15 protein-coding genes are annotated in these 18,056 nt (G+C 58.2%); 5 read left to right on the top strand and 10 right to left on the bottom strand.

The window, feature by feature from the left end:
• The first annotated feature begins 102 nt into the window (after nucleotides 1-102).
• From ACR0AD_RS15840 to ACR0AD_RS15825, 4 genes are read left to right on the top strand one after another with little or no spacing between them, the layout of a single operon-like run.
• Nucleotides 103-2,505 (top strand): GcvT family protein, encoded by a 2,403-nt coding sequence (locus ACR0AD_RS15840; RefSeq protein WP_480488300.1) that lies wholly within the window; start codon nucleotides 103-105, stop codon nucleotides 2,503-2,505.
• Between the two features lie 2 nt (nucleotides 2,506-2,507).
• Nucleotides 2,508-4,046, top strand: a complete 1,539-nt coding sequence (locus tag ACR0AD_RS15835) for a trimethylamine methyltransferase family protein (RefSeq protein ID WP_480488298.1) — start codon at nucleotides 2,508-2,510, stop codon at nucleotides 4,044-4,046.
• Nucleotides 4,047-4,721, top strand: a complete 675-nt coding sequence (locus tag ACR0AD_RS15830; RefSeq protein ID WP_480488296.1) for a TetR/AcrR family transcriptional regulator — start codon at nucleotides 4,047-4,049, stop codon at nucleotides 4,719-4,721.
• Nucleotides 4,718-6,022, top strand: coding sequence for an NAD(P)/FAD-dependent oxidoreductase (locus tag ACR0AD_RS15825; protein WP_480488294.1), 1,305 nt, complete (start codon nucleotides 4,718-4,720; stop codon nucleotides 6,020-6,022). Before ACR0AD_RS15830 ends, ACR0AD_RS15825 begins: the two co-directional genes overlap by 4 nt.
• Before the next feature lie 121 nt (nucleotides 6,023-6,143).
• On the opposite strand, the gene ACR0AD_RS15820 is transcribed toward ACR0AD_RS15825, so the two are convergent.
• A complete protein-coding gene (locus tag ACR0AD_RS15820) occupies nucleotides 6,144-6,506 on the bottom strand; it encodes a DUF3307 domain-containing protein (RefSeq protein ID WP_480488349.1) in 363 nt (120 codons plus the stop codon).
• A 187-nt stretch (nucleotides 6,507-6,693) separates the two neighbouring features.
• Here ACR0AD_RS15820 and ACR0AD_RS15815 point away from each other — a divergent pair, with 187 nt between their 5' ends.
• Nucleotides 6,694-9,747 carry a cyclic nucleotide-binding domain-containing protein gene (locus tag ACR0AD_RS15815; RefSeq protein ID WP_480488292.1) on the top strand — a complete coding sequence of 1,018 codons (3,054 nt, stop codon included), beginning with the start codon at nucleotides 6,694-6,696 and terminating at the stop codon, nucleotides 9,745-9,747.
• A gap of 6 nt (nucleotides 9,748-9,753) precedes the next feature.
• Here ACR0AD_RS15815 and ACR0AD_RS15810 read toward each other — a convergent pair whose 3' ends face one another.
• The 9 genes from ACR0AD_RS15810 to ACR0AD_RS15770 all read right to left on the bottom strand — a co-directional run bounded on the left by ACR0AD_RS15810 (nucleotide 9,754) and on the right by ACR0AD_RS15770 (nucleotide 17,937).
• Nucleotides 9,754-10,041: an ArsR/SmtB family transcription factor gene (locus ACR0AD_RS15810; RefSeq protein WP_480488347.1), complete on the bottom strand. Its 288-nt coding sequence runs from the start codon at nucleotides 10,039-10,041 to the stop codon at nucleotides 9,754-9,756.
• 111 nt (nucleotides 10,042-10,152) lie between these two features.
• Nucleotides 10,153-11,385 (bottom strand): mandelate racemase/muconate lactonizing enzyme family protein, encoded by a 1,233-nt coding sequence (locus ACR0AD_RS15805; protein WP_480488290.1) that lies wholly within the window; start codon nucleotides 11,383-11,385, stop codon nucleotides 10,153-10,155.
• Between the two features lie 23 nt (nucleotides 11,386-11,408).
• Entirely contained in the window at nucleotides 11,409-12,503 is a 1,095-nt protein-coding gene (locus tag ACR0AD_RS15800) for a Zn-dependent alcohol dehydrogenase (RefSeq protein WP_480488288.1), read from the bottom strand.
• Between the two features lie 82 nt (nucleotides 12,504-12,585).
• A complete protein-coding gene (locus ACR0AD_RS15795) occupies nucleotides 12,586-13,785 on the bottom strand; it encodes a TCR/Tet family MFS transporter (RefSeq protein WP_480484036.1) in 1,200 nt (399 codons plus the stop codon).
• 86 nt (nucleotides 13,786-13,871) lie between these two features.
• Nucleotides 13,872-14,588, bottom strand: a complete 717-nt coding sequence (locus ACR0AD_RS15790; RefSeq protein ID WP_480484035.1) for an alpha/beta fold hydrolase — start codon at nucleotides 14,586-14,588, stop codon at nucleotides 13,872-13,874.
• Nucleotides 14,589-14,600: 12 nt separating this feature from the next.
• Nucleotides 14,601-15,389 (bottom strand): 3-oxoadipate enol-lactonase, encoded by a 789-nt coding sequence (gene pcaD / locus ACR0AD_RS15785; RefSeq protein ID WP_480488286.1) that lies wholly within the window; start codon nucleotides 15,387-15,389, stop codon nucleotides 14,601-14,603.
• 60 nt (nucleotides 15,390-15,449) lie between these two features.
• The gene (locus tag ACR0AD_RS15780) at nucleotides 15,450-16,424 is read right to left on the bottom strand and encodes a threonine ammonia-lyase (RefSeq protein ID WP_480488284.1); all 975 of its coding nucleotides are present in this window, start codon (nucleotides 16,422-16,424) and stop codon (nucleotides 15,450-15,452) included.
• Entirely contained in the window at nucleotides 16,421-17,251 is an 831-nt protein-coding gene (locus ACR0AD_RS15775; RefSeq protein WP_480488282.1) for an alpha/beta fold hydrolase, read from the bottom strand. The genes ACR0AD_RS15780 and ACR0AD_RS15775 overlap by 4 nt, the downstream gene beginning before the upstream one ends.
• Entirely contained in the window at nucleotides 17,251-17,937 is a 687-nt protein-coding gene (locus tag ACR0AD_RS15770) for a haloacid dehalogenase type II (protein ID WP_480484031.1), read from the bottom strand. The genes ACR0AD_RS15775 and ACR0AD_RS15770 overlap by 1 nt, the downstream gene beginning before the upstream one ends.
• Nucleotides 17,938-18,056: the final 119 nt, after the last annotated feature.

Below are 18,056 nucleotides of genomic sequence, written 5' to 3'. Positions count from 1 at the left end.
AGCATTCGGCAGAGTTCTCGCATTCCGTACTGTACATAAATGTCTAGACAGAACTGAACAGTGCCACTAGCGTCTTCCCAGATTCTGTTCAGGGAGGTCGGGATGAAATCCCAATATCGCGTAGTGGTCATTGGAGGGGGCGTCGTTGGTGCTTCGGTTCTGTATCATCTGGCCAAATTCGGCTGGTCGGATGTGGTCATGCTGGAGAGGCGGCGGCTGGCATCGGGATCGTCCTGGCATGCAGCGGGCGGTATCCATGCCCTGAACGCGGATCCAAACATGGCCTCGTTGCAGGCCTACACAATTGACCTGCTGAGTGAGATCGAAAAAGAATCGGGCCAGAATATCGGTTTGCACATGACCGGTGGTCTGACGCTGGCCGGTACGCCTGAACGCTGGGAGTGGTTGCAGGCTAATTACCGCATCTTCCAGTCCATCGGCATTGATGATTGCGAGCTGCTGACCCCGCAAGAGGCACAGAGACGCTGCCCGATCATGTCAACCGACGGTGTTTTGGGCGCGATGTGGGCGGATCGCGAAGGGTATATCGATACGACAGGCACTGTTCAGGCTTATGCGAGTGCGGCCAGAAAACGCGGTGCCGAATATTTCGAGGAAACCAAGGTCGAAGAGCTGATCCAGACAGATGATGGTTGGCAGGTTGTGACCGATAAGGGCACGATCACCTGTGAACATGTGGTCAACGCGGCCGGGCTCTGGGCCAAGCAGGTTGGGCGTATGGCCGGGGTAGAGTTGCCAGTCTCACCGTTGAAGCACCACTATCTGATCACAGACACTGTGCCCGAAGTGGCGCAGGCGGATTTCGAGATGCCGATGACTGTGGACCTCGAAGGATTCACCTATATGCGGCAGGACCAGAAGGGCGTTCTGGTGGGGATCTACGAGGTCGATCACGAACACTGGGCGATGGATGGCGCGCCGTGGAACTATGGCGAGGAACTGTTTCAGGAACAGCTTGACCGGATCGAGAACGAACTGACATTGGGCTTTGAGCGGTATCCGTCAATCCAGAACGTGGGCATCAAGACATGGGTCAATGGTGCGTTCACGTTCTCGCCGGACGGTAACCCGCTGGTCGGTCCGGTTCCGGGCAAGCGCGGCTATTGGACCGCCTGCGCGGTGATGGCCGGGTTCCTGCAAGGTGGTGGCGTTGGCAAAACACTGGCCGAATGGATGATCCATGGTGAGCCCGAAGCGGACGCCTGGCCGATGGATGTGGCGCGCTATGGTGATTTCGCACAGAACAAGCGGTATATCCGTGAAACCACTGGCCAGTTCTATTCGCGCCGCTTTGTGATGACCTACCCGAACGAGCAATTGCCTGCGGGTCGCCCGCTGAAGATGGCTCCGGCGCATGACGCGATGACCGAGGCCGGATGCAAATGGGGTGTCAGCTGGGATCTGGAGGTGCCGCTGTATTTCGCGCTCAAAGGGTTCGAGGAAACGCCAACGCTCAAACGTTCGAACGCGCACGACATCGTGGCCGCTGAATGCAGGACCATCCGTGAGGGCGTGGGCCTGATGGATATCACGGGTTTTTCCCGCTTTGAGGTTTCGGGCCCAAATGCCAAAGCGTGGCTGGATAACGTTATGGCATCGAAACTGCCCGCCCCGGGTCGTGCCAAACTGGCGCCGATGCTGGGCGAGGACGGGCGGCTCAAAGGCGATCTGACCGTGTTGAACTGGGGCGATGGCACCTGGTGGATCATGGGCAGCTATTACCTGCGCGCCTGGCATATGCGATGGTTCAACGATCATATGACGGATGGGGTCACTGTCCGCGACCTGGGAGAGGAGTATTGCGGGTTCGCCGTGGTCGGACCAAAATCGCAGGCGGTGGTCGAAAAATTGGCCGAACAGGATATCTCGGGTCTGAAATTCATGGGCTGCGGTGATTTCGACATCGGTCTCGTCCGTGCCCGCGTGGCTCGTATGTCGGTGACCGGCGAAAAAGGGTATGAAATCAACTGCCGCTATGGCGATCACATCAAACTGCGCCGCATTTTGCTGGAAGCCGGTGCAGAAGAGGGTATCCGCGAGTGCGGTTTCAATGCGATGCTATCAACCCGGCTTGAGAAAAGCTTTGGCATCTGGTCGGCAGAGTTCACGCAGGCTTACACACCCGGCATGACCGGCATGGATCGCTGGATCGACTGGGACAAGGATTTCATCGGCAAGAAGGCCGCTCTGGCCGAACGGGATGGCAATGGCCCGGTGCAGGTGCAGGTGACACTGGAAATCGATGCGTTGGACGCCGATGCCAGCGGGTATGAGCCGGTCTGGGCCAATGGTGAACGCGTGGGTTTTGTGACCTCAGGCGGTTACGGGCACTATACCGGCAAGTCGTTGGCGATGGCCTTGATTGACCGTGACAAGGTGGACCCGGGTACGGAACTGTCTGTCCATGTGGTGGGTGTGGAATGTCCGGCGCGGGTAATTGCACCGTCGCCTTACGACCCTCAGGGCAAAGCGATGCGGGGCTGATCATGACGGCTCCGGACCGACGACGCCGAAGGCGAGGGGGCGAGGCTGCCCCGCAGCCCAGCCGCGACGTGAACTATCGCCAGCTCAGGAACCCTTTCCCTTTGATGGAGGTGTTCCCGGCTGACCAGATCGCGAACATGCACGAGACAGCGTTGCGTACGCTCGAGGAGTTGGGTGTAAAGACCTTGCTTCCCGAGGCACGCAAGCTGTTCAAGCAGGGTGGTGCGCGCATGGATGAAGACAGTGAAATGGTCTTTATCGGGCGCGAGATGGTTGAGGCTGCTGTTTCCTCGGCCCCCAAATCTATCGCTTGTCGCGCCGGTTCACGGCATCGGGATTTTACTCTGGAACTGGGATCGCTGGTTTTTCAACCAGGGGCAGGCGCACCGAACGCAACCGATCTGGAACGTGGCCGTCGCCCGGCGACGGGTCAGGATTATCTGGAGTTTCTGAAGCTCACCCATCATTTCGATGTGTTCCAGATGATCTCGCCTCAGGTTGAACCGCAGGATGTACCGACGCATTTGCGCCACTACTTCACGACACAGGCGCAGATGGAACTGACCGACAAGTTTCCGTTCCTCTTCTCGCGCGGCATGCCGCAGGTCATGGATTGCTTTGAGATGCTGTCCACGGCGCGCGGTCTGTCGGATGATGAGTTTCGGGGCAATGCGCATTGTTACACGATCATCAACACAAACAGCCCGCGCACGTTGGATATTCCCATGGCGCAAGGGCTGATCGACTTTGCGCGCCACGGTCAGATGTCGATCATCACTCCGTTCACTCTGATGGGGGCGATGGCGCCGATCACCGTGGCCGGGGCAATCACCCTGTCCCATGCCGAGGCGCTTGCCGCGCTGACCTTGACGCAGCTGGCCAGACCGGGCGCTCCGGTCTGTTATGGCACGTTCACCAGCAATGTGGACATGAAATCCGGCGCACCTGCATTCGGGACGCCCTCGCATTTTCAGGCGTCACTTGCCGCAGGCCAACTGGCGCGTCACCTTGGCCTGCCCTGGCGGTCGGCGGCAGGGTCGGCGTCAAACAGCAACGACGTACAGGCGGCGAATGAAAACCAGTTTGGCCTCTGGGGTTGCCTGATGGCCGGCGCGACTGTGATCATTCATTCAGCGGGCTGGCTGGAAGGGGGATTGACCGTATCCTTCGAAAAGCTGGTCTGTGATGCCGAGGTGCTGAACATGGTGGCCGAGCTTTGCGCAGGCGCGCAGGCGGGGCCTGCCGAGATCGGCTTTGATAACGCTTTAAGTGAGGTCGCGCCCGGCGGTCATTTCTTTGCCTGCCCCCAGACGATGGAGCGCTACTCCACCGAGTTCTATCAACCGCATGTCCATGACTACGCCAATTTCGGCACATGGACCGAGCGAGGATCGACGGATGCCAACCAACGTGCAACGGGGGTTTGGCAGGGTATCCTGAACGATTTCAAGGCCCCCGCCATAGACAATGATCGTTTTGGTGCCTTGCAGGACTTTATCGCACGCCGCACCGCAGAGGGCGGGGCGCCACCGGAGAGTTGAATGAACAACAAACCTATCCTTCACCGCGACGATCCCGAAGCCGAGCCCCTGATCGGCAATATCAAGGTGACCCGCGACGACTGGCTGAACGTGGCGATGGACGTGCTGATTTCGGACGGGGTGGACCAGATCAAGGTTCTTAACCTGGCCGAGCGGATGGCCGTGTCACGCTCATCCTTCTACTGGTACTTCAAGTCCAGACAGGAACTTTTGGATGCACTGCTGGCGCGGTGGCAGGCGACCAATACGGTTGCGCTTGTAAAACAGGCCGAAGCACCAGCCGACACGATAACGGGCGCGGTCTGCAACGTGCATCGTTGTGTGGTCAATACGGATTTGTTTGACACCGCGTTGGATTTTGCCGTGCGCGACTGGGCGCGTAAATCGGGCAAAGTACGCCGTGCGCTGGACCAGTCAGACACTCGGCGACTTGAAGCTTTGCACGCGATGTTCGCCAGATACGGCTATTCCGAGATTGAGTCCGAAACACGTGCGCGCGTGCTGTATTACATGCAGATCGGATATGACCTTGCACAATTGAACGAACCCTTCGAGACGCGGATCTCGATGGTGCCGAATTACCTATACGCCTTTACAGGCGTCGAACCGAAACCCGAAGAAGTTGAAGAATTCAGCGCATATTCCCGGCGCTACTGGAAAGGAGACCCGACATGAGTCAACCAGACGCAATCATCATCGGTACCGGCGTGATCGGCGCGGCCATCGCGTTCGAAATGTCCAAGGCGGGTTGGAAAACCCTGTCTCTGGATCGCAACGCACAGGTTGGACACGGTTCAACCGCCGGGTCCTGCGCGATCATCCGGATGCATTATTCCACCTTCGATGGAACGGCGTTTGCCTGGGAAGGCTATCATTACTGGCGCGACTGGGCTGACTATCTTGGACTGCCGGAGGGGGCCAATCTGGCTCAGTTCAGGGAAACCGGCTGCCTGGTTATGAAGACCGAGGCGAACGGGATGCTGGAAAAGCACATGCGCAATTCATCAGAACTGGATTGCCCGTTCGAAGAATGGTCGGGGGAAAAAGTGGTTGAACGCCTGCCGGTTTATTCGCTGGACAGCTTTGCCCCGGCACGCCGTTTGGATGATCCGGAATTCGGCCAGCCCAACGGGCGAAAGATGTCGGGTGGAGTGTACTGGCCTCAGGCGGGGTACGTCACCGACCCGGCCTTGTCGGCGCAAAACCTGATAGATGCTGCCAAACAGCACGGAGCCGAGGTTCGCACCAGTGCCGAAGTAACCGAGATCCTGACCGAGGATGGACGTGTTTCCGGTGTAAAACTTGCCTCAGGCGAAGAAATCCGCGCAAGGGTTGTCGTGAACGTGGCCGGGCCGGGCTCGGCTATCATCAATGGGATGGCAGGCGTTCTGGATGACATGACCATCAAAACCCGCCCCCTGCGGCAAGAGGTCGTACATGTCCCTGCCCCGGAAGGGTTCGACTTTGAAAACGACGGAACCATCGTCTCGGACAGCGACATTGCCTGCTATTGCCGCCCGGAACACGGCAATCACATCCTTGTGGGATCAGAGGATCCGGAGTGTGATCCGCATCAATGGTGCGAGGATGACGTCACCTACAACCGCGAATTCACGGATCAATGGACCACACAGGCCATGCGATATGCGCAGCGCGTGCCTTCCCTTGGCATCCCATCGAAAACGCGTGGTGTGGTTGACCTTTACGATGCCTCAACCGACTGGATTCCGATCTATGACAAATCCAGCCTGCCGGGGTTTTACATGGCCTGCGGATCCAGCGGGAACCAGTATAAGAATGCACCGATTGCGGGTAAGATGATGGCAGCCCTGATCGCATATTGCGAAGGCGGAGCGGATCACGACGCGGAACCGCTGCAATTCGAACTGCCTTATATCAAACGGACCATCAACGTGGGCTTTTACTCACGCAAGCGCCCGATCAATGAGGAAAGCAGTTTTTCGGTTCTGGGCTAGTCGGGTTTTGGCATCGATCAAAGTCGAGCGGGGCAGGTTAACAGCTTGCCTCGCTATGACCGGCCGAAGGATAGGCGCATAGCTTCCGGGCTGCGCATCGGACGGCATATCCTGGTTCGAGCTACGTTGCCGCGAAAGTCACCCAGGCCCAGACCATCGCCACATAGGTCAGGTTGTGCAGGCACTGGTCTAACCCAGCCGCACGCCAGAACGCGGCCTGCGTCGGCTCAAGCTGTTTCTTGTCTGAATAGCTAGCTTTCAAGAAATCGATATTGAAATGAATGACCCATTCAAGCAGTCCGACAATCAGGATGAACAATACCGGAGCGCCAAACGCGGCAAACACGATAACAGAGCCCGCAACATGTACTGCTGCGTGCTGCGCGCGTCCCAAGTGAAAATACTCGCCTCGGCCAGAGAGCATTTTCGGTGTCTGGAGGTAGTAGTCAGCGAACATGTGCTTGACCTGAAAAAGGCAAAGCATAAGTAACACCGCGCCAATACTGGCAGTCAAAAGAACCCTCCCGATATCGTTCTAAACTGACTTTAGGCAATAACACGGCCATGCGTAAATGAACTAGTTCACATAAGATAAAGAAAATTCTCGGGTGGGAAAAAATTTGCATAACGTGTCAGTATGGCAGTAAATTCAAACCGTTGAATCCGGGTGCGTGGCATCCGGGCCGCGTTATCAGCCAGCAGTAGGGGCAGGTTCCATAGAACGCACGATTTTCCGCTTTATCTGGAAATACTCCAAACGCGATCAGCTGATCCTGCTGGCTGTGACGGCGACGTTGTTTCCGCTGCTCTATCTTACGCTGGAGTTGCCCAAGCGTATCATCAACGACGCAATCGGTTCGACAACGGCCGAAGTGGATGTCTGGGGCTATACGCTTTCACAGACGAATTTCCTGATCATCTTGTGCTTTGTTTTCCTTGTTGCCGTGTTGGCGCACGGGCTGATGAAAATGCGCATCAACACCATGAAGGGTGTGCTGAGCGAACGCATGCTGCGACGGTTTCGGTATCAGCTGGTCAGCCGCGCGCTTCTTTTTCCGCAACCCTATTTCGAACGGGTCAGCCAGGGCGAAATGGTCTCGATGATCACAGCTGAGAGCGAACCGATGGGTGGGCTGATGGGCGATGCGATCAGCCAGCCGGTTCTGCAAGCCGGTCAGATGATTACCATCCTTTCTTTCCTGTTCTTGCAAAGCTTTTGGTTCGGGCTGGCCGCTGTCGCCCTGATCCCGGTGCAGGCCTGGTTAATCCCTAAATTGCAGCGTCAGATCAACCTGTTGAACAAGAAACGTATTCAGGAAGTTCGGGCGTTGGCTGCCCAGATCGGCGAAAACGCGGCAGGTGCGTCAACCCTCCGCAGCAATGGCGGCTGGCGCTATCGCCGGGCTATGATCTCCGATCAATTGGGGCGGCTTTTTGCGATCCGCTTTGATATTTACCAGAAGAAGTTCTTTATGAAATTCATAAACAACTTCATCTCGCAGCTGACACCATTCATGTTCTACCTGATCGGTGGCCTTCTGGTGTTGCAGGGCTCGGTTTCTTTGGGGGCGTTGGTTGCGGCGCTGGCGGCGTACAAGGATCTGAGCTCACCCTGGAAAGAGCTGCTGACCTATTACAACCAAACTCAGGACATGTCGTTGCGCTGGGATATCGTCGTTGACCGTTTCGATCCGGCTGGACTGAAGGACGAAGCGCTGTTCGAGGGCGAACCAGCAGAGCGCCCCCACCTCAGCGGCGATATAGCACTAAAGCACGTCTCGGTTCGCGACATGGACGGCAATCAGGTGCTGGATGATCTGAATCTGACTTTCCCCGGCGGCAAAACGATTGGTATCGCCGCACCCAGCGAAGAGGACCGGCGCGCCATGGGGGAGTTACTGACTCGCGAGATTTTGCCCGCTGCCGGCACGGTTCAGGTGGGGGATCTGAATCTGGCAGACCTGCATCAGGGCGTTGTGGCCGCACGTATCGGGTATGCCACATCCCGCCCGGTGATGTTTCAGGGAACGTTGGGTGACAACGTGATGATGCCGATGCGGTTCAAACCTTTGGCTGAATCCACAGATGACCCAGATTTTGCCGAGACCTTGCGGGCTGGAAACAGCATGGATCCGTTCAGGGCGGAATGGCTTGACCCGGCGCTGGCCGGGTTTGAAGACGCGACGGCGTTGCGCGATTGGTGGTTGCAACTGATTGATGGAATGGGGTCCGGGGCTGCCCTGTTCCGGCGTGGTGCTGAACAGAGCTTTGTTGCGACCGAACACTGCGAACTGGCAAAGAAACTGGTCGAGCTGCGCCCGCTTGTGCGGCAGGCGGTCCATGACGCGGGTCTTGAGCAGCAGGCGCTGATTTTCGACCGGAATGCTTACAACCCGGCGCTGCCTGTTGCAGAAAACCTGCTTTTTGCGACGCCTCGCGTGCCGGTGACGCAGGCTTTGCTTGCCCGGCAGAAGGTTTTCCTCATGCAGTTGCGAGAGTTGGGACTGGATGAGACGTTGATCGCCCTGACGCGTGACGTGATCGAGATGCTGCGCCAGATCTTCGGGTTCGACGGAACCGACCATCCGTTGTTCCGCAAGCTGGGTCTTGATGCAAAGACCTATGAGGCAGCTGTGGAGCTGGTTGAACAGACCCGCAAAGAGGGAACGTCAGGGCTGGATGACGAACAGCTGGCCAGTATGTTGGCCGTGCCTTTCGTCGTCTCGGCTGAACAGATTGGCCCGGCGTTCACGGATGAGCTGAAGGACCGCATTCTGGAACTGAGGCAGAGTCATTCGGACAAGCTGTTGGAAAGTCTCAAGGACGCTTTTGTTCCGCTGGACCCGGAAGATTTCGCGCCTGGATTGACGGTCATGGAAAACGCGCTGTTCGGCAAGGTCAGCCAGATTGGTGGCGCGCGATCGGATGAGGCCCGCAAGGTCATTGTGGACGTGTTGGAGGAGAACGGCGCGCGTCCTTTGGTGGTCGAGCTGATTTATGACATTCCGGTTGCTTTGGGTGGGCAGAGCCTTCCGGCGGTTTTTGCCGAACCGCTGGCGTTTACCCGCGCGACAATCAAGAAGCCGGATATCCTGATCCTGGAGCAGGCATTGGCCAGTTACGACATGAAAACGCAGGTGTCGGTCTACAAGAAGCTGCGCGAGTTGTTGCCGGATGCCACGGTGTTCTACCTCAATGACCAGTTCGAAAACCCGGACGTATTCGACATGTTCGTGGAAATCCGGCAAGGTCGTGTCGTCTCGGACGGAGGACCGGTAGACGTGGGAAAAGACAGCGCATCTTCAGCAGATCTGGCGCGGAAACTTCGCGCGCTGGAGCAAACTCCCTTGTTTTCGGGACTGGACCGGAGGCAATTGCGCCTTCTGGCTTTTGGCGCGCAGTGGTTTGATGCCAAGCCCGGGCAGGTGGTGTTCCTGAAAGATGATCAGCCGACCGATGGCGCTTATGTGGTGCTGGAGGGTGAGGCCGGCCTGTACCTGCCGCAGGAAGATGGCCCCGACCAGTTGATCACCACCGTGGGGCCGGGCGCATTGGTGGGTGAGCTTGGTCTGATCCGCAAAGAACCACGCGCGCTGAGCATGGTGGCCGAAACAAACCTATCCTGTCTTCGGATCGGTGAAGAAGAGTTCCTGGCCGTTGTGGAAAACGATGCGGCAACCGCGTTCAAGCTGATGCAGGTGATCGCCGGTTACGTGTCCAATTAGGCGTGATCAGCTGGCAGGTTCGCAAAACAGATCGTACAGCAGGCCGATCATCTGCGCTGCATTCCCATCGCGCAGCGAATAATAGATCGTTTTGCCATCCCTTCGGGTGGTGACAAACCCTTCTTCCCGCAAGCGTGCCAACATCTGGCTGACGGCGGCTTGCCGCAATTGCAGCAAATCTTCAAGCTGGCCTACGGATTTCTCACCATTCCCAAGGTGGCACAGGATCATCAGGCGCCCTTCATGCGCCAGTGTCTTGAGAAATGCCGCCGCGCGGGCTGCATTTTCTTTCATTTCTGATGGTGTGTCCGAGGTGTGTGCCTGAGGTTCGGTTTCTAGGAGTGTCACGTTTTGACCGTTGTGCCATTAATCTTGGGTTAATATGCCTCAAACACGTCTGTGTTGTCACCCCTCGGTTGCAGGGGCACCGCCCTGAAAAGCATTGCCGTTAACATAATCGCAGGGCTCTTCCTGCATTTGCAGATGCAAGCCGCGACCTTCATACGGATGCGCGCGCGCCAGTTCTTCGTCGATGTCGATCCCAAGGCCCGGATCGGTCGGAGCGATCACGAAGCCGTTCTCTACCTGAATGGAGCCTTTGATAAGCTGATTATGGAACGGTGTTTCGATGGTTTCCAGCAACAGCAGGTTCGGGATCGACGCGGCCAGGTGGACATTGGCGGCCCATTCGACCGGTCCTGCATAAAGATGTGGCGCCATCTGAGCATTAAATATCTCTGCTATGGCGGCGACTTTCTTCATCTCCCAGATTCCGCCGGCACGCCCCAGCGCCGGTTGCAGGATTTCCGCAGCCCCGGCGCGCAGAACGGCTCCGAACTCGGCCTTGGTTGTCATGCGCTCTCCGGTGGCGATGGGGATACGGACGTTGCGGGCGACACGGGCCATGTCTTCGATCATATCAGGTGGCGTGGGTTCTTCGAACCATAGGGGCTGGTATGGTTCCAGCGCCTGCCCCAGCCGGATGGCCCCGGCCGTGTTGAACTGCCCGTGTGTGCCAAACAGCAGGTCAGCCTTGTCCCCTACCGCTTCGCGAATTGCCTTGCAAAAGGCGACGGACATGGAAATGTCACTCATCGCGGGCATGTGGCCGCCACGGATTGTATAAGGGCCCGCCGGGTCGAATTTCACCGCGGTATAGCCGCGCCGCACCATTTCGGCAGCTGTTTCACCCGCTTGTTCGGGAGAGGTCCAGAAGTCGGTCAGATTGTGATGCGGCAAAGGGTAGAGGTAAGTGTAGGAGCGAATTCGTTCGTTCACCTTGCCACCCAACAGCGCATAAACCGGACGGTCGCGATCCTTGCCCAGAATATCCCAGCAGGCGATCTCTAACCCCGAGAATGCGCCCATTGCCGTCAGGTCGGGGCGCTGCGTGAAACCGCTGGAATAGACGCGACGGAACATAAGTTCGATGTTCTCGGGGTTCTCGCCCAGCATGTGCCGTTCGAACACATCCCGAATGACGTGGCGCATCGCCTCGGGTCCGACGGACGAGGCATAGCATTCGCCCCAACCGGTGATGCCGGTGTCAGTCGTCAGCTTAACCAATATCCAGTATCGCCCCCCCCAACCCGGAGCGGGTGGGGCGGTGACGATGATGTCGAGATCCTGCAGTTTCATCTCAGTTTCTCCGGGCCGGGGGATCAGGTTCTGTCGAACAGGATCACGTTGCGCTTGGCAGATCCGGTTTTGGTATCGGCAATGGCCTCGTTGATCTGGTCCAGCGACCAGCGGCCCGAGATCAACTCGTCCAGTTTCATCCGACCTTGCTCGTAGAGGTCGATCATCCAGGGGATGTCCCGCTGAATAACCACATCACCCATTTTCGAGCCGACAACACCCTGACCCAGGGCTGCCAGAACAACCGGTTCATAGCTGGCCATGCTGCCCGAATGCGGCATTCCGATCATGATGGCCTTGCCGCCGCGGCCAAGATAGCGCGGGGCCTGATCATAGGCGGCGATTGCGCCGACAGTGATCAGAACCGCATCGGCGCCGCGCCCGCCAAGGGCATCGAACGCCGCGTTCCAGGGTTCTTGCAAGCTGGCCAGAACGCCATGGGTCGCGCCGAACTCCTTCGCGATTTCCAGCTTTTCTTCGGTCATGTCGACGGCCACGATCCGCCTTGCGCCTGCGATCCGCGCGCCCTGAATAGCGTTCAGGCCAACGCCGCCGGCGCCGATGACCACAACATCCTGACCCGGACGCAGACCGGCCGCGTTTACCGCAGCACCAACCCCGGTGATTACCCCGCAAGACAGAAGGCTAGCCAGGTCTTTGGGCAGGTTTTCGGGGATCCTGACGATTTGCCGATGGCTCACCACAACTTTTTCGGCAAACGCACCGCAGGCCATGGCCTGTTCCAGAGGACTACCGTCAGCCGTTTTTAGCGGGCCTTTGACGGTGTCGTACGGTGTTTCGCAATTTGTCGGGTGCCCTCCGGCACAGGTGGGGCAGGACCCGCACGCGCGGATCAGCGTTACAACCACAGGCTCGCCAATCCTGAAGTCACCGGCGGCCTCTCCAACTGCGGAGATCACGCCTGCGGCTTCGTGGCCGTAAACGGCGGGCAGAAAGCCGCCCCAGGCACCTTCGGCATAGGATATGTCCGAATGGCAGATGGCTACTGCATCCAGCGTCACTTCGACCTCGCCCGTGCCGGGGGGTGCCAGCTGAACCTCTTCGATAACCAAGGGTTCGCCGAATGCCCGGCAGACTGCGGCTTTGATTGTTTGCATGTTTTCCCTCACTTCCGTTGGGCCCACGGTGGCGTGGGAAAGGATTGATCGCAAGGCAGAAACCGTCATGTGTGTGTCGTTGTTAAGCCACGACAGGCGGGGACCGGCGAAATAACACAAACCCGGCCAGCATCAGCGCCAATGCCAGCAGGAACGGAGCACCCGGCAGGTACAGCGGTGTGTCGGGGCGAATGAATTGCGCAAATACGCTGGTCATGACCAAGGGCGAAATGACCATCGAAAGCGCGTGGAGCGCGGACAATACACCCTGCAACTCTCCTTGCTGCGAATCCGGTGTCGCTTTGGACATCATTGCCTGAAGTGCCGGTGTGGTGATTGCCCCGATTGCGGTGATTGGGATGAACAAAAGCGCAATGAACCCGTTGGTCAGAAAGGCCAGAATTGCGAAGCTGAGGATTTCAAAACCCATCCCGTAGATGATGGCGCCCCGCTCGCCGCACAATCGGATTGCGGGGCGGATCAGACCGCCTTGCACAACGGCCATGCCGATCCCGTAGACGCCCAGTGACAGGCCGATCATCTGAGGGGACCAGCCGAACCGCTCGGTGGTGAAAAAGGACCAGATAGCGGGGTAGACGTATATTGAGACCGAATACAGAAAGTAGACCCACAGCATAGGCCGGATACCGGGCAGTGCAGCAATGGCGCGCAGCGAATTCACCGGGTTGGCGCGGCGCAAGTTGAAGGCGCGCCGGGTCTTGTCGGTTACGGTTTCAGGCATCACGAAACAGCCTACGGCAAAGATCAGTGCCACCAGCCCTGCCGCCACCCAAAACGGGGCACGGGTTCCATATTCGCTGAGCAACCCGCCGATCACCGGGCCGAGGACAAAACCCACGCCAAAGGCCGCGCCCAACAGGCCGAAGTTCGCGGCCTTGTCCTTGGGATCGGAGATATCCGCCATGAACGCGGCAGCGGTGGAATGTGTGGCTGCGGTTATACCGCCGACAATACGACCGGCCAGCAACAGCCAGATACTGCCGGCCACGGCCATAACCATATAATCAAGCGCCATGACGAACAGCGACACCAGTAGTACGGTTCTGCGACCATAGGCGTCGGACAGGTTTCCCAGGATTGGACCAAAGACGAACTGCATCGCCGCAAAAGCCGTACTCAGCACTCCGCCCCAGATCGCCGCATTGGCAAGTGAGCTGCCCTGCACGTCTACAATCAGTTGCGGCATGATTGGCATCACCAGACCAATGCCCATTGCGTCGATCATGACGATGCTGAGGATGAAGAGTGATGGCAGGCGCATGGGACTCGGGCAGGTGATCTGTTCGTGGCACCCTAGGCACAGTCACCGAATGTGGGAAGACAGAGTTTTACGTACAATCTGCGGTATCACCCGAATTTGCTTGCCAATTCGCTTAGCAATCCGGCCAGTTCCTGTGGATGCGAGAAAAACGGAGAATGCGAACTGTCGATGGTTAGCCGCAGGTCCTTCGGGATGAACGCGCACATGTCCGCCTGATACTCCGTGGGGATTGTTTGGTCATCCGTGGTGCGGATATAGGCCTTGGGCACTTCGTTGAAATTCGTGCCGACCGGCAGTGGTGTTTCCTGGGGGAGAATGGCCTGTGGGCACAGGCGCGCATAGGCGTAAGGCAGAATATCGTCCGGACAATCGTGATAGAACAGCCTGGGAATGGCATCTACCGACACGGTGTAAGACAGACCGTCTGCGGATTTTTCGACTGCGTGAGCAATGGTTTGCCGTGGCCCGCGCCTGCGCATATCTGCCAGCGAAAGCCCATCGTGAGGCACGTAGGCGCACAGAAAGATCAGGGCGCGCATGGCGTCCGGTCGAGCCTCGGCGGCGGCGCTGATCGGATAGCCGCCCCACGAGTGACCCACGACAATCGTATCGGGCGTGCAGGCGCTCAGAACGGCATCGCGGCAAGTGTCCAGTGTCACCTCGGACACCGGCGTTGGATCCGCACCATGGCTGGGCATGTCGATGGCCCGGGCAGAGTGTCCCAAAGCCTCAAGCGCAGGGATCAGATCGCGCCAGCACCAGGCACCGTGGCAAGAGCCGTGGACCAACAGGAAAGACGCCATTGCTGTTCTCCTTCAGATATGCCCGATATCGGTCAGAAACCGGGTTAGGATTGCTGCGTATTCTGCGGGTTTCTCGACACAGGGCAAATGGCCAGCTTTGCGGATCAGTTCGAACCGCGATCCGGGGATCAGGTCAACAGTTTCGCGCACCAGATCGGGCGGGGTCGAGCCGTCCGTGCTTCCGGCGATGCCAAGTGTAGGCAGGCGCAGGCCGCTTGTGGGTGTATAGAAGTCGGTCCCGGCGATGGCAGCGCAACAGCCAAGATACCCGTCAAGGGGTTGGCTGACCATCATGTCGCGCCATGGCAGGTGGTCTTGCGCCGCGCGGAAATCACGGGAAAACCAGCGTTCCATCGTGGCGTCCGCCAGTGCTTCGATCCCACCGCGACGCACGGCGTCGATCCTATCCTGCCAGACTGCGGGTGTGGCAATTTTGGCAGCGGTGTTCGACAGAACCAGCGCACGTATCTGATCCATACGTTTGACGGCCAGCCCCTGTGCAATCATCCCGCCAATGGACAGGCCGACAAAAACGCAGTCGCGAACCTTCAGGTGATCCAGCAGTACCTCGGCATCACGAATCAGGGCGCCCATAGAATAAGGCACCGGTGGAACCGAGGATTGCCCATGTCCGCGTTTGTCATACCGGATGATGCGCAACCCGTTGGGCAAGTGCGGTAACACGGCGTCCCACAGGTGCAGGTTTGTTCCCAATGGGTTGGCAAAAACCAGTGGCGCGCCATCCGCCGCACCATCGACACGGTAATTCAGTTTCACGTCGCCCAGATCAGCGATCTTCATGACTCAGGTCCTTGCAGCCCCGGCGTTCCAGGTGCAACTTGCACAGGTTTGGGGTGCCTGTCAGGTCAGGAATTCCAACGCCCTGGCAAAAACATCCGGATCGACATTACCACCCGAAGTAACTACGATCACGTCGTCGCCCTCGATCTCGTCGCCCCGGAACAGCGCCGAGGCCAATGCGACTGCGCCGCCGGGTTCCAGCACGATCTTGAGGCGCAGGAAAGCAAGTGCCATGGCCCGCAGCGCCTCGTCTTCGGTGACCGAAATACCGGGTCCGCAAAGACGGTTTAGGATGGGAAAGGTGATATCGCCGGGTTGCGGTGTCAGGATAGCATCGCAAATATTGCCTGATGCCGCGTTGTTGTTCTGAATCCGTCCCGTCGCCAGTGATCGTTTGACGTCATCGAACCCTTCCGGTTCGCACGGGCGTACCCTTAGGTCGGGGGCGTGTTTTTCAAGCGCCAGCGCAATGCCAGAGGTGAGGCCGCCGCCACCACAACAGACCAGAACATCCGCCTGAGAAACCCCAAGTTCCGCTGCTTGTCTGGAGATTTCCAAGCCGGTGGTACCTTGCCCGGCAATCACCTGAGGCTCGTCATATGGCCGGATCAGGGTTAGCCCGCGTTCGGCGGCGATGGTTTCCCCGATCTCTTCGCGGCTTTCGTTTGCGCGGTCGTAAAGAACAACTTCACCCCCAAGCGCTCGGGTGTTTTCGATTTTCAGGTGCGGCGCGTCCGACGGCATGACAATGACCGAAGCAATTCCATGTTTCGACGCCGCCATCGCAACGCCCTGCGCGTGGTTGCCCGAGGAATAGGCAATCACGCCGCACTGGCGTATGTCTTCGTCCAGCGCGGATATGGCAGACCAAGCCCCCCGAAACTTGAAACTGCCCGTATGTTGCAGGCATTCCGGCTTGACCCAAATCCGGCGCCCGGCGATCGCGTCAAGAAATGGCGACGACAGAATTGGTGTCTCGCGGACATGTCCCTTAAGCCGTTTGGCCGCAGCTTCGATCATTTCAATTGTGCTCATGCAGCGTTCTTCAATACCTTTTTGATGACATCCAGAGATTGAGGCTCATTCAGGAACGGAACATGCCCGCGATCCGGGACTTCGGCCGAGATCAGACCGGGATGCCGCCGATGCATCTCAGCCAGGGTTTCGGCGCTCAGAACGTCCGAGTTCGCGCCCCTGATCGCGCCGCAGGGTATGTTGCGCAGCGCTTCAAAAAACAACCAGTAATCGGGTATGGCACCGCTCGCGGCCTGTTCCAGAAGCGCCTTGCGCAGGGCCGGGTCATAGCGCAGCGCCAGCCCGTCCCCTTGTTGTTTGTATTGAATTTCGGCCTGTTTGCGCCAGATCTCCAGCGGAACCCTGGGAAATTGCGGCTCCATCATATGTTTCAGGGCGGCAGCAGCTTCGTCATGGGTTTTCGCGGTGGGTTGCGCGCCCACATAGGCCATGATCTTGGCTATGCCTGACGTCTCGATGACGGGCCCCACATCGTTTAGGATCACACCGACCAAACGTTCGGGGTGGCTTGCTGCCAGTGCCATGGCAATCAGCCCGCCCCGCGAGGTGCCCAGAATGACCGCTTTTTCGATGCCCAGAAAATCCAGCAGTTCAATCGCGTCATGGGATTCACGAAAGATGTTGTAGTTCATGAAATCGGGATCGTAGTCCGAGCGGCCGCGCCCCCTGTAATCCATCGCAATCATGCGCAGTTCAGTGGCATGTGGTGCGAAATACGAAAAATCCCGGCTGTTCCTAGTCAATCCGGCCAGACACAAAAGCGGCGTGCCCGATCCATGGTCTTCGAAATAGATGCGCTTGCCGTCCGAAGTCGTAAAGTCTGACATCAAAGACCAGCCAGCTTGGGAATGGTGGTCAAATCAGACAGAACATGCGCTGGCGTCCACGGCAGCCGGTCCATTGGTTCCCCGATCCGATTGACCCAGGCGGTGACAAAACCATAACCGCTGGCCCCCGCGGCATCCCAGCCGTTTGAACTGACGAACAAGACTTCGTCGCGGGCGCAGTCAAACCTGTTCTGAACCAGATCATAGACACGGGAATGGGGCTTGAAGACCCCAACGCTTTCGACCGACAGCACGTCATCCAGCACATCGCCGATCCCGGCGGATTGAACAGCACCGTCCAGCATGGGCGGTGATCCGTTGGACAGGATGGCAGTCTGCATCCCGCCATCCTTGAGGGCATTCAGCATGACAGGAACTTCGGGATAGGCCTGTAACTCCCAATAAAGATCCAGCAGGCGTTGGCGCAATTCTGGGTTGCCCTGAAGGCCGGCAGCTTCCAGCGCCCAGTCCAGCCCGTCCTGCGTGACATCCCAAAAATCCGCATGGGCATCCGCCACAGCGCGCAGCCATGTGTATTGCAATTGCTTCAGGCGCCAATGTCCCGCGACCTCGGGCCATTTGTCTTTCAGGGCTTCGAACCCCGGCTCGCCTGCCGCCTGCCGGGCGGCGGCCGCTACGTCAAACAGCGTTCCGTAGGCGTCGAACACGCAGGTCGTGATTGCCATATGACCCTCCTTTGATTGCGCGCAGGTTGGCACAACGCGAAAGGGGGGGAAAGGGCCAAGGGTTTACAACTTTGTGTCAATCTCTAGGGTTGGCCGCTTAACCCCTAAAAACGGCCGGA

The organism is Ruegeria sp. BH8 (assembly GCF_056538065.1).
Note: the sequence above shows the minus strand (reverse complement) of the source record. Positions and strands in the feature narration are given on the sequence as shown.

What these genes read in the sequence shown, in the direction of transcription:
- ACR0AD_RS15800 (WP_480488288.1), bottom strand. Translation starts at nt 12,503, where the DNA reads ATGCAAACAATCAAAGCCGCAGTCTGCCGGGCATTCGGCGAACCCTTG.
- ACR0AD_RS15770 (WP_480484031.1), bottom strand. Translation starts at nt 17,937, where the DNA reads ATGGCAATCACGACCTGCGTGTTCGACGCCTACGGAACGCTGTTTGAC.
- ACR0AD_RS15825 (WP_480488294.1), top strand. Translation starts at nt 4,718, where the DNA reads ATGAGTCAACCAGACGCAATCATCATCGGTACCGGCGTGATCGGCGCG.
- ACR0AD_RS15795 (WP_480484036.1), bottom strand. Translation starts at nt 13,785, where the DNA reads ATGCGCCTGCCATCACTCTTCATCCTCAGCATCGTCATGATCGACGCA.
- ACR0AD_RS15775 (WP_480488282.1), bottom strand. Translation starts at nt 17,251, where the DNA reads ATGTCAGACTTTACGACTTCGGACGGCAAGCGCATCTATTTCGAAGAC.
- ACR0AD_RS15835 (WP_480488298.1), top strand. Translation starts at nt 2,508, where the DNA reads ATGACGGCTCCGGACCGACGACGCCGAAGGCGAGGGGGCGAGGCTGCC.
- ACR0AD_RS15810 (WP_480488347.1), bottom strand. Translation starts at nt 10,041, where the DNA reads ATGAAAGAAAATGCAGCCCGCGCGGCGGCATTTCTCAAGACACTGGCG.
- ACR0AD_RS15820 (WP_480488349.1), bottom strand. Translation starts at nt 6,506, where the DNA reads ATGCTTTGCCTTTTTCAGGTCAAGCACATGTTCGCTGACTACTACCTC.
- ACR0AD_RS15790 (WP_480484035.1), bottom strand. Translation starts at nt 14,588, where the DNA reads ATGGCGTCTTTCCTGTTGGTCCACGGCTCTTGCCACGGTGCCTGGTGC.
- ACR0AD_RS15830 (WP_480488296.1), top strand. Translation starts at nt 4,047, where the DNA reads ATGAACAACAAACCTATCCTTCACCGCGACGATCCCGAAGCCGAGCCC.
- ACR0AD_RS15780 (WP_480488284.1), bottom strand. Translation starts at nt 16,424, where the DNA reads ATGAGCACAATTGAAATGATCGAAGCTGCGGCCAAACGGCTTAAGGGA.
- pcaD (WP_480488286.1), bottom strand. Translation starts at nt 15,389, where the DNA reads ATGAAGATCGCTGATCTGGGCGACGTGAAACTGAATTACCGTGTCGAT.
- ACR0AD_RS15805 (WP_480488290.1), bottom strand. Translation starts at nt 11,385, where the DNA reads ATGAAACTGCAGGATCTCGACATCATCGTCACCGCCCCACCCGCTCCG.
- ACR0AD_RS15840 (WP_480488300.1), top strand. Translation starts at nt 103, where the DNA reads ATGAAATCCCAATATCGCGTAGTGGTCATTGGAGGGGGCGTCGTTGGT.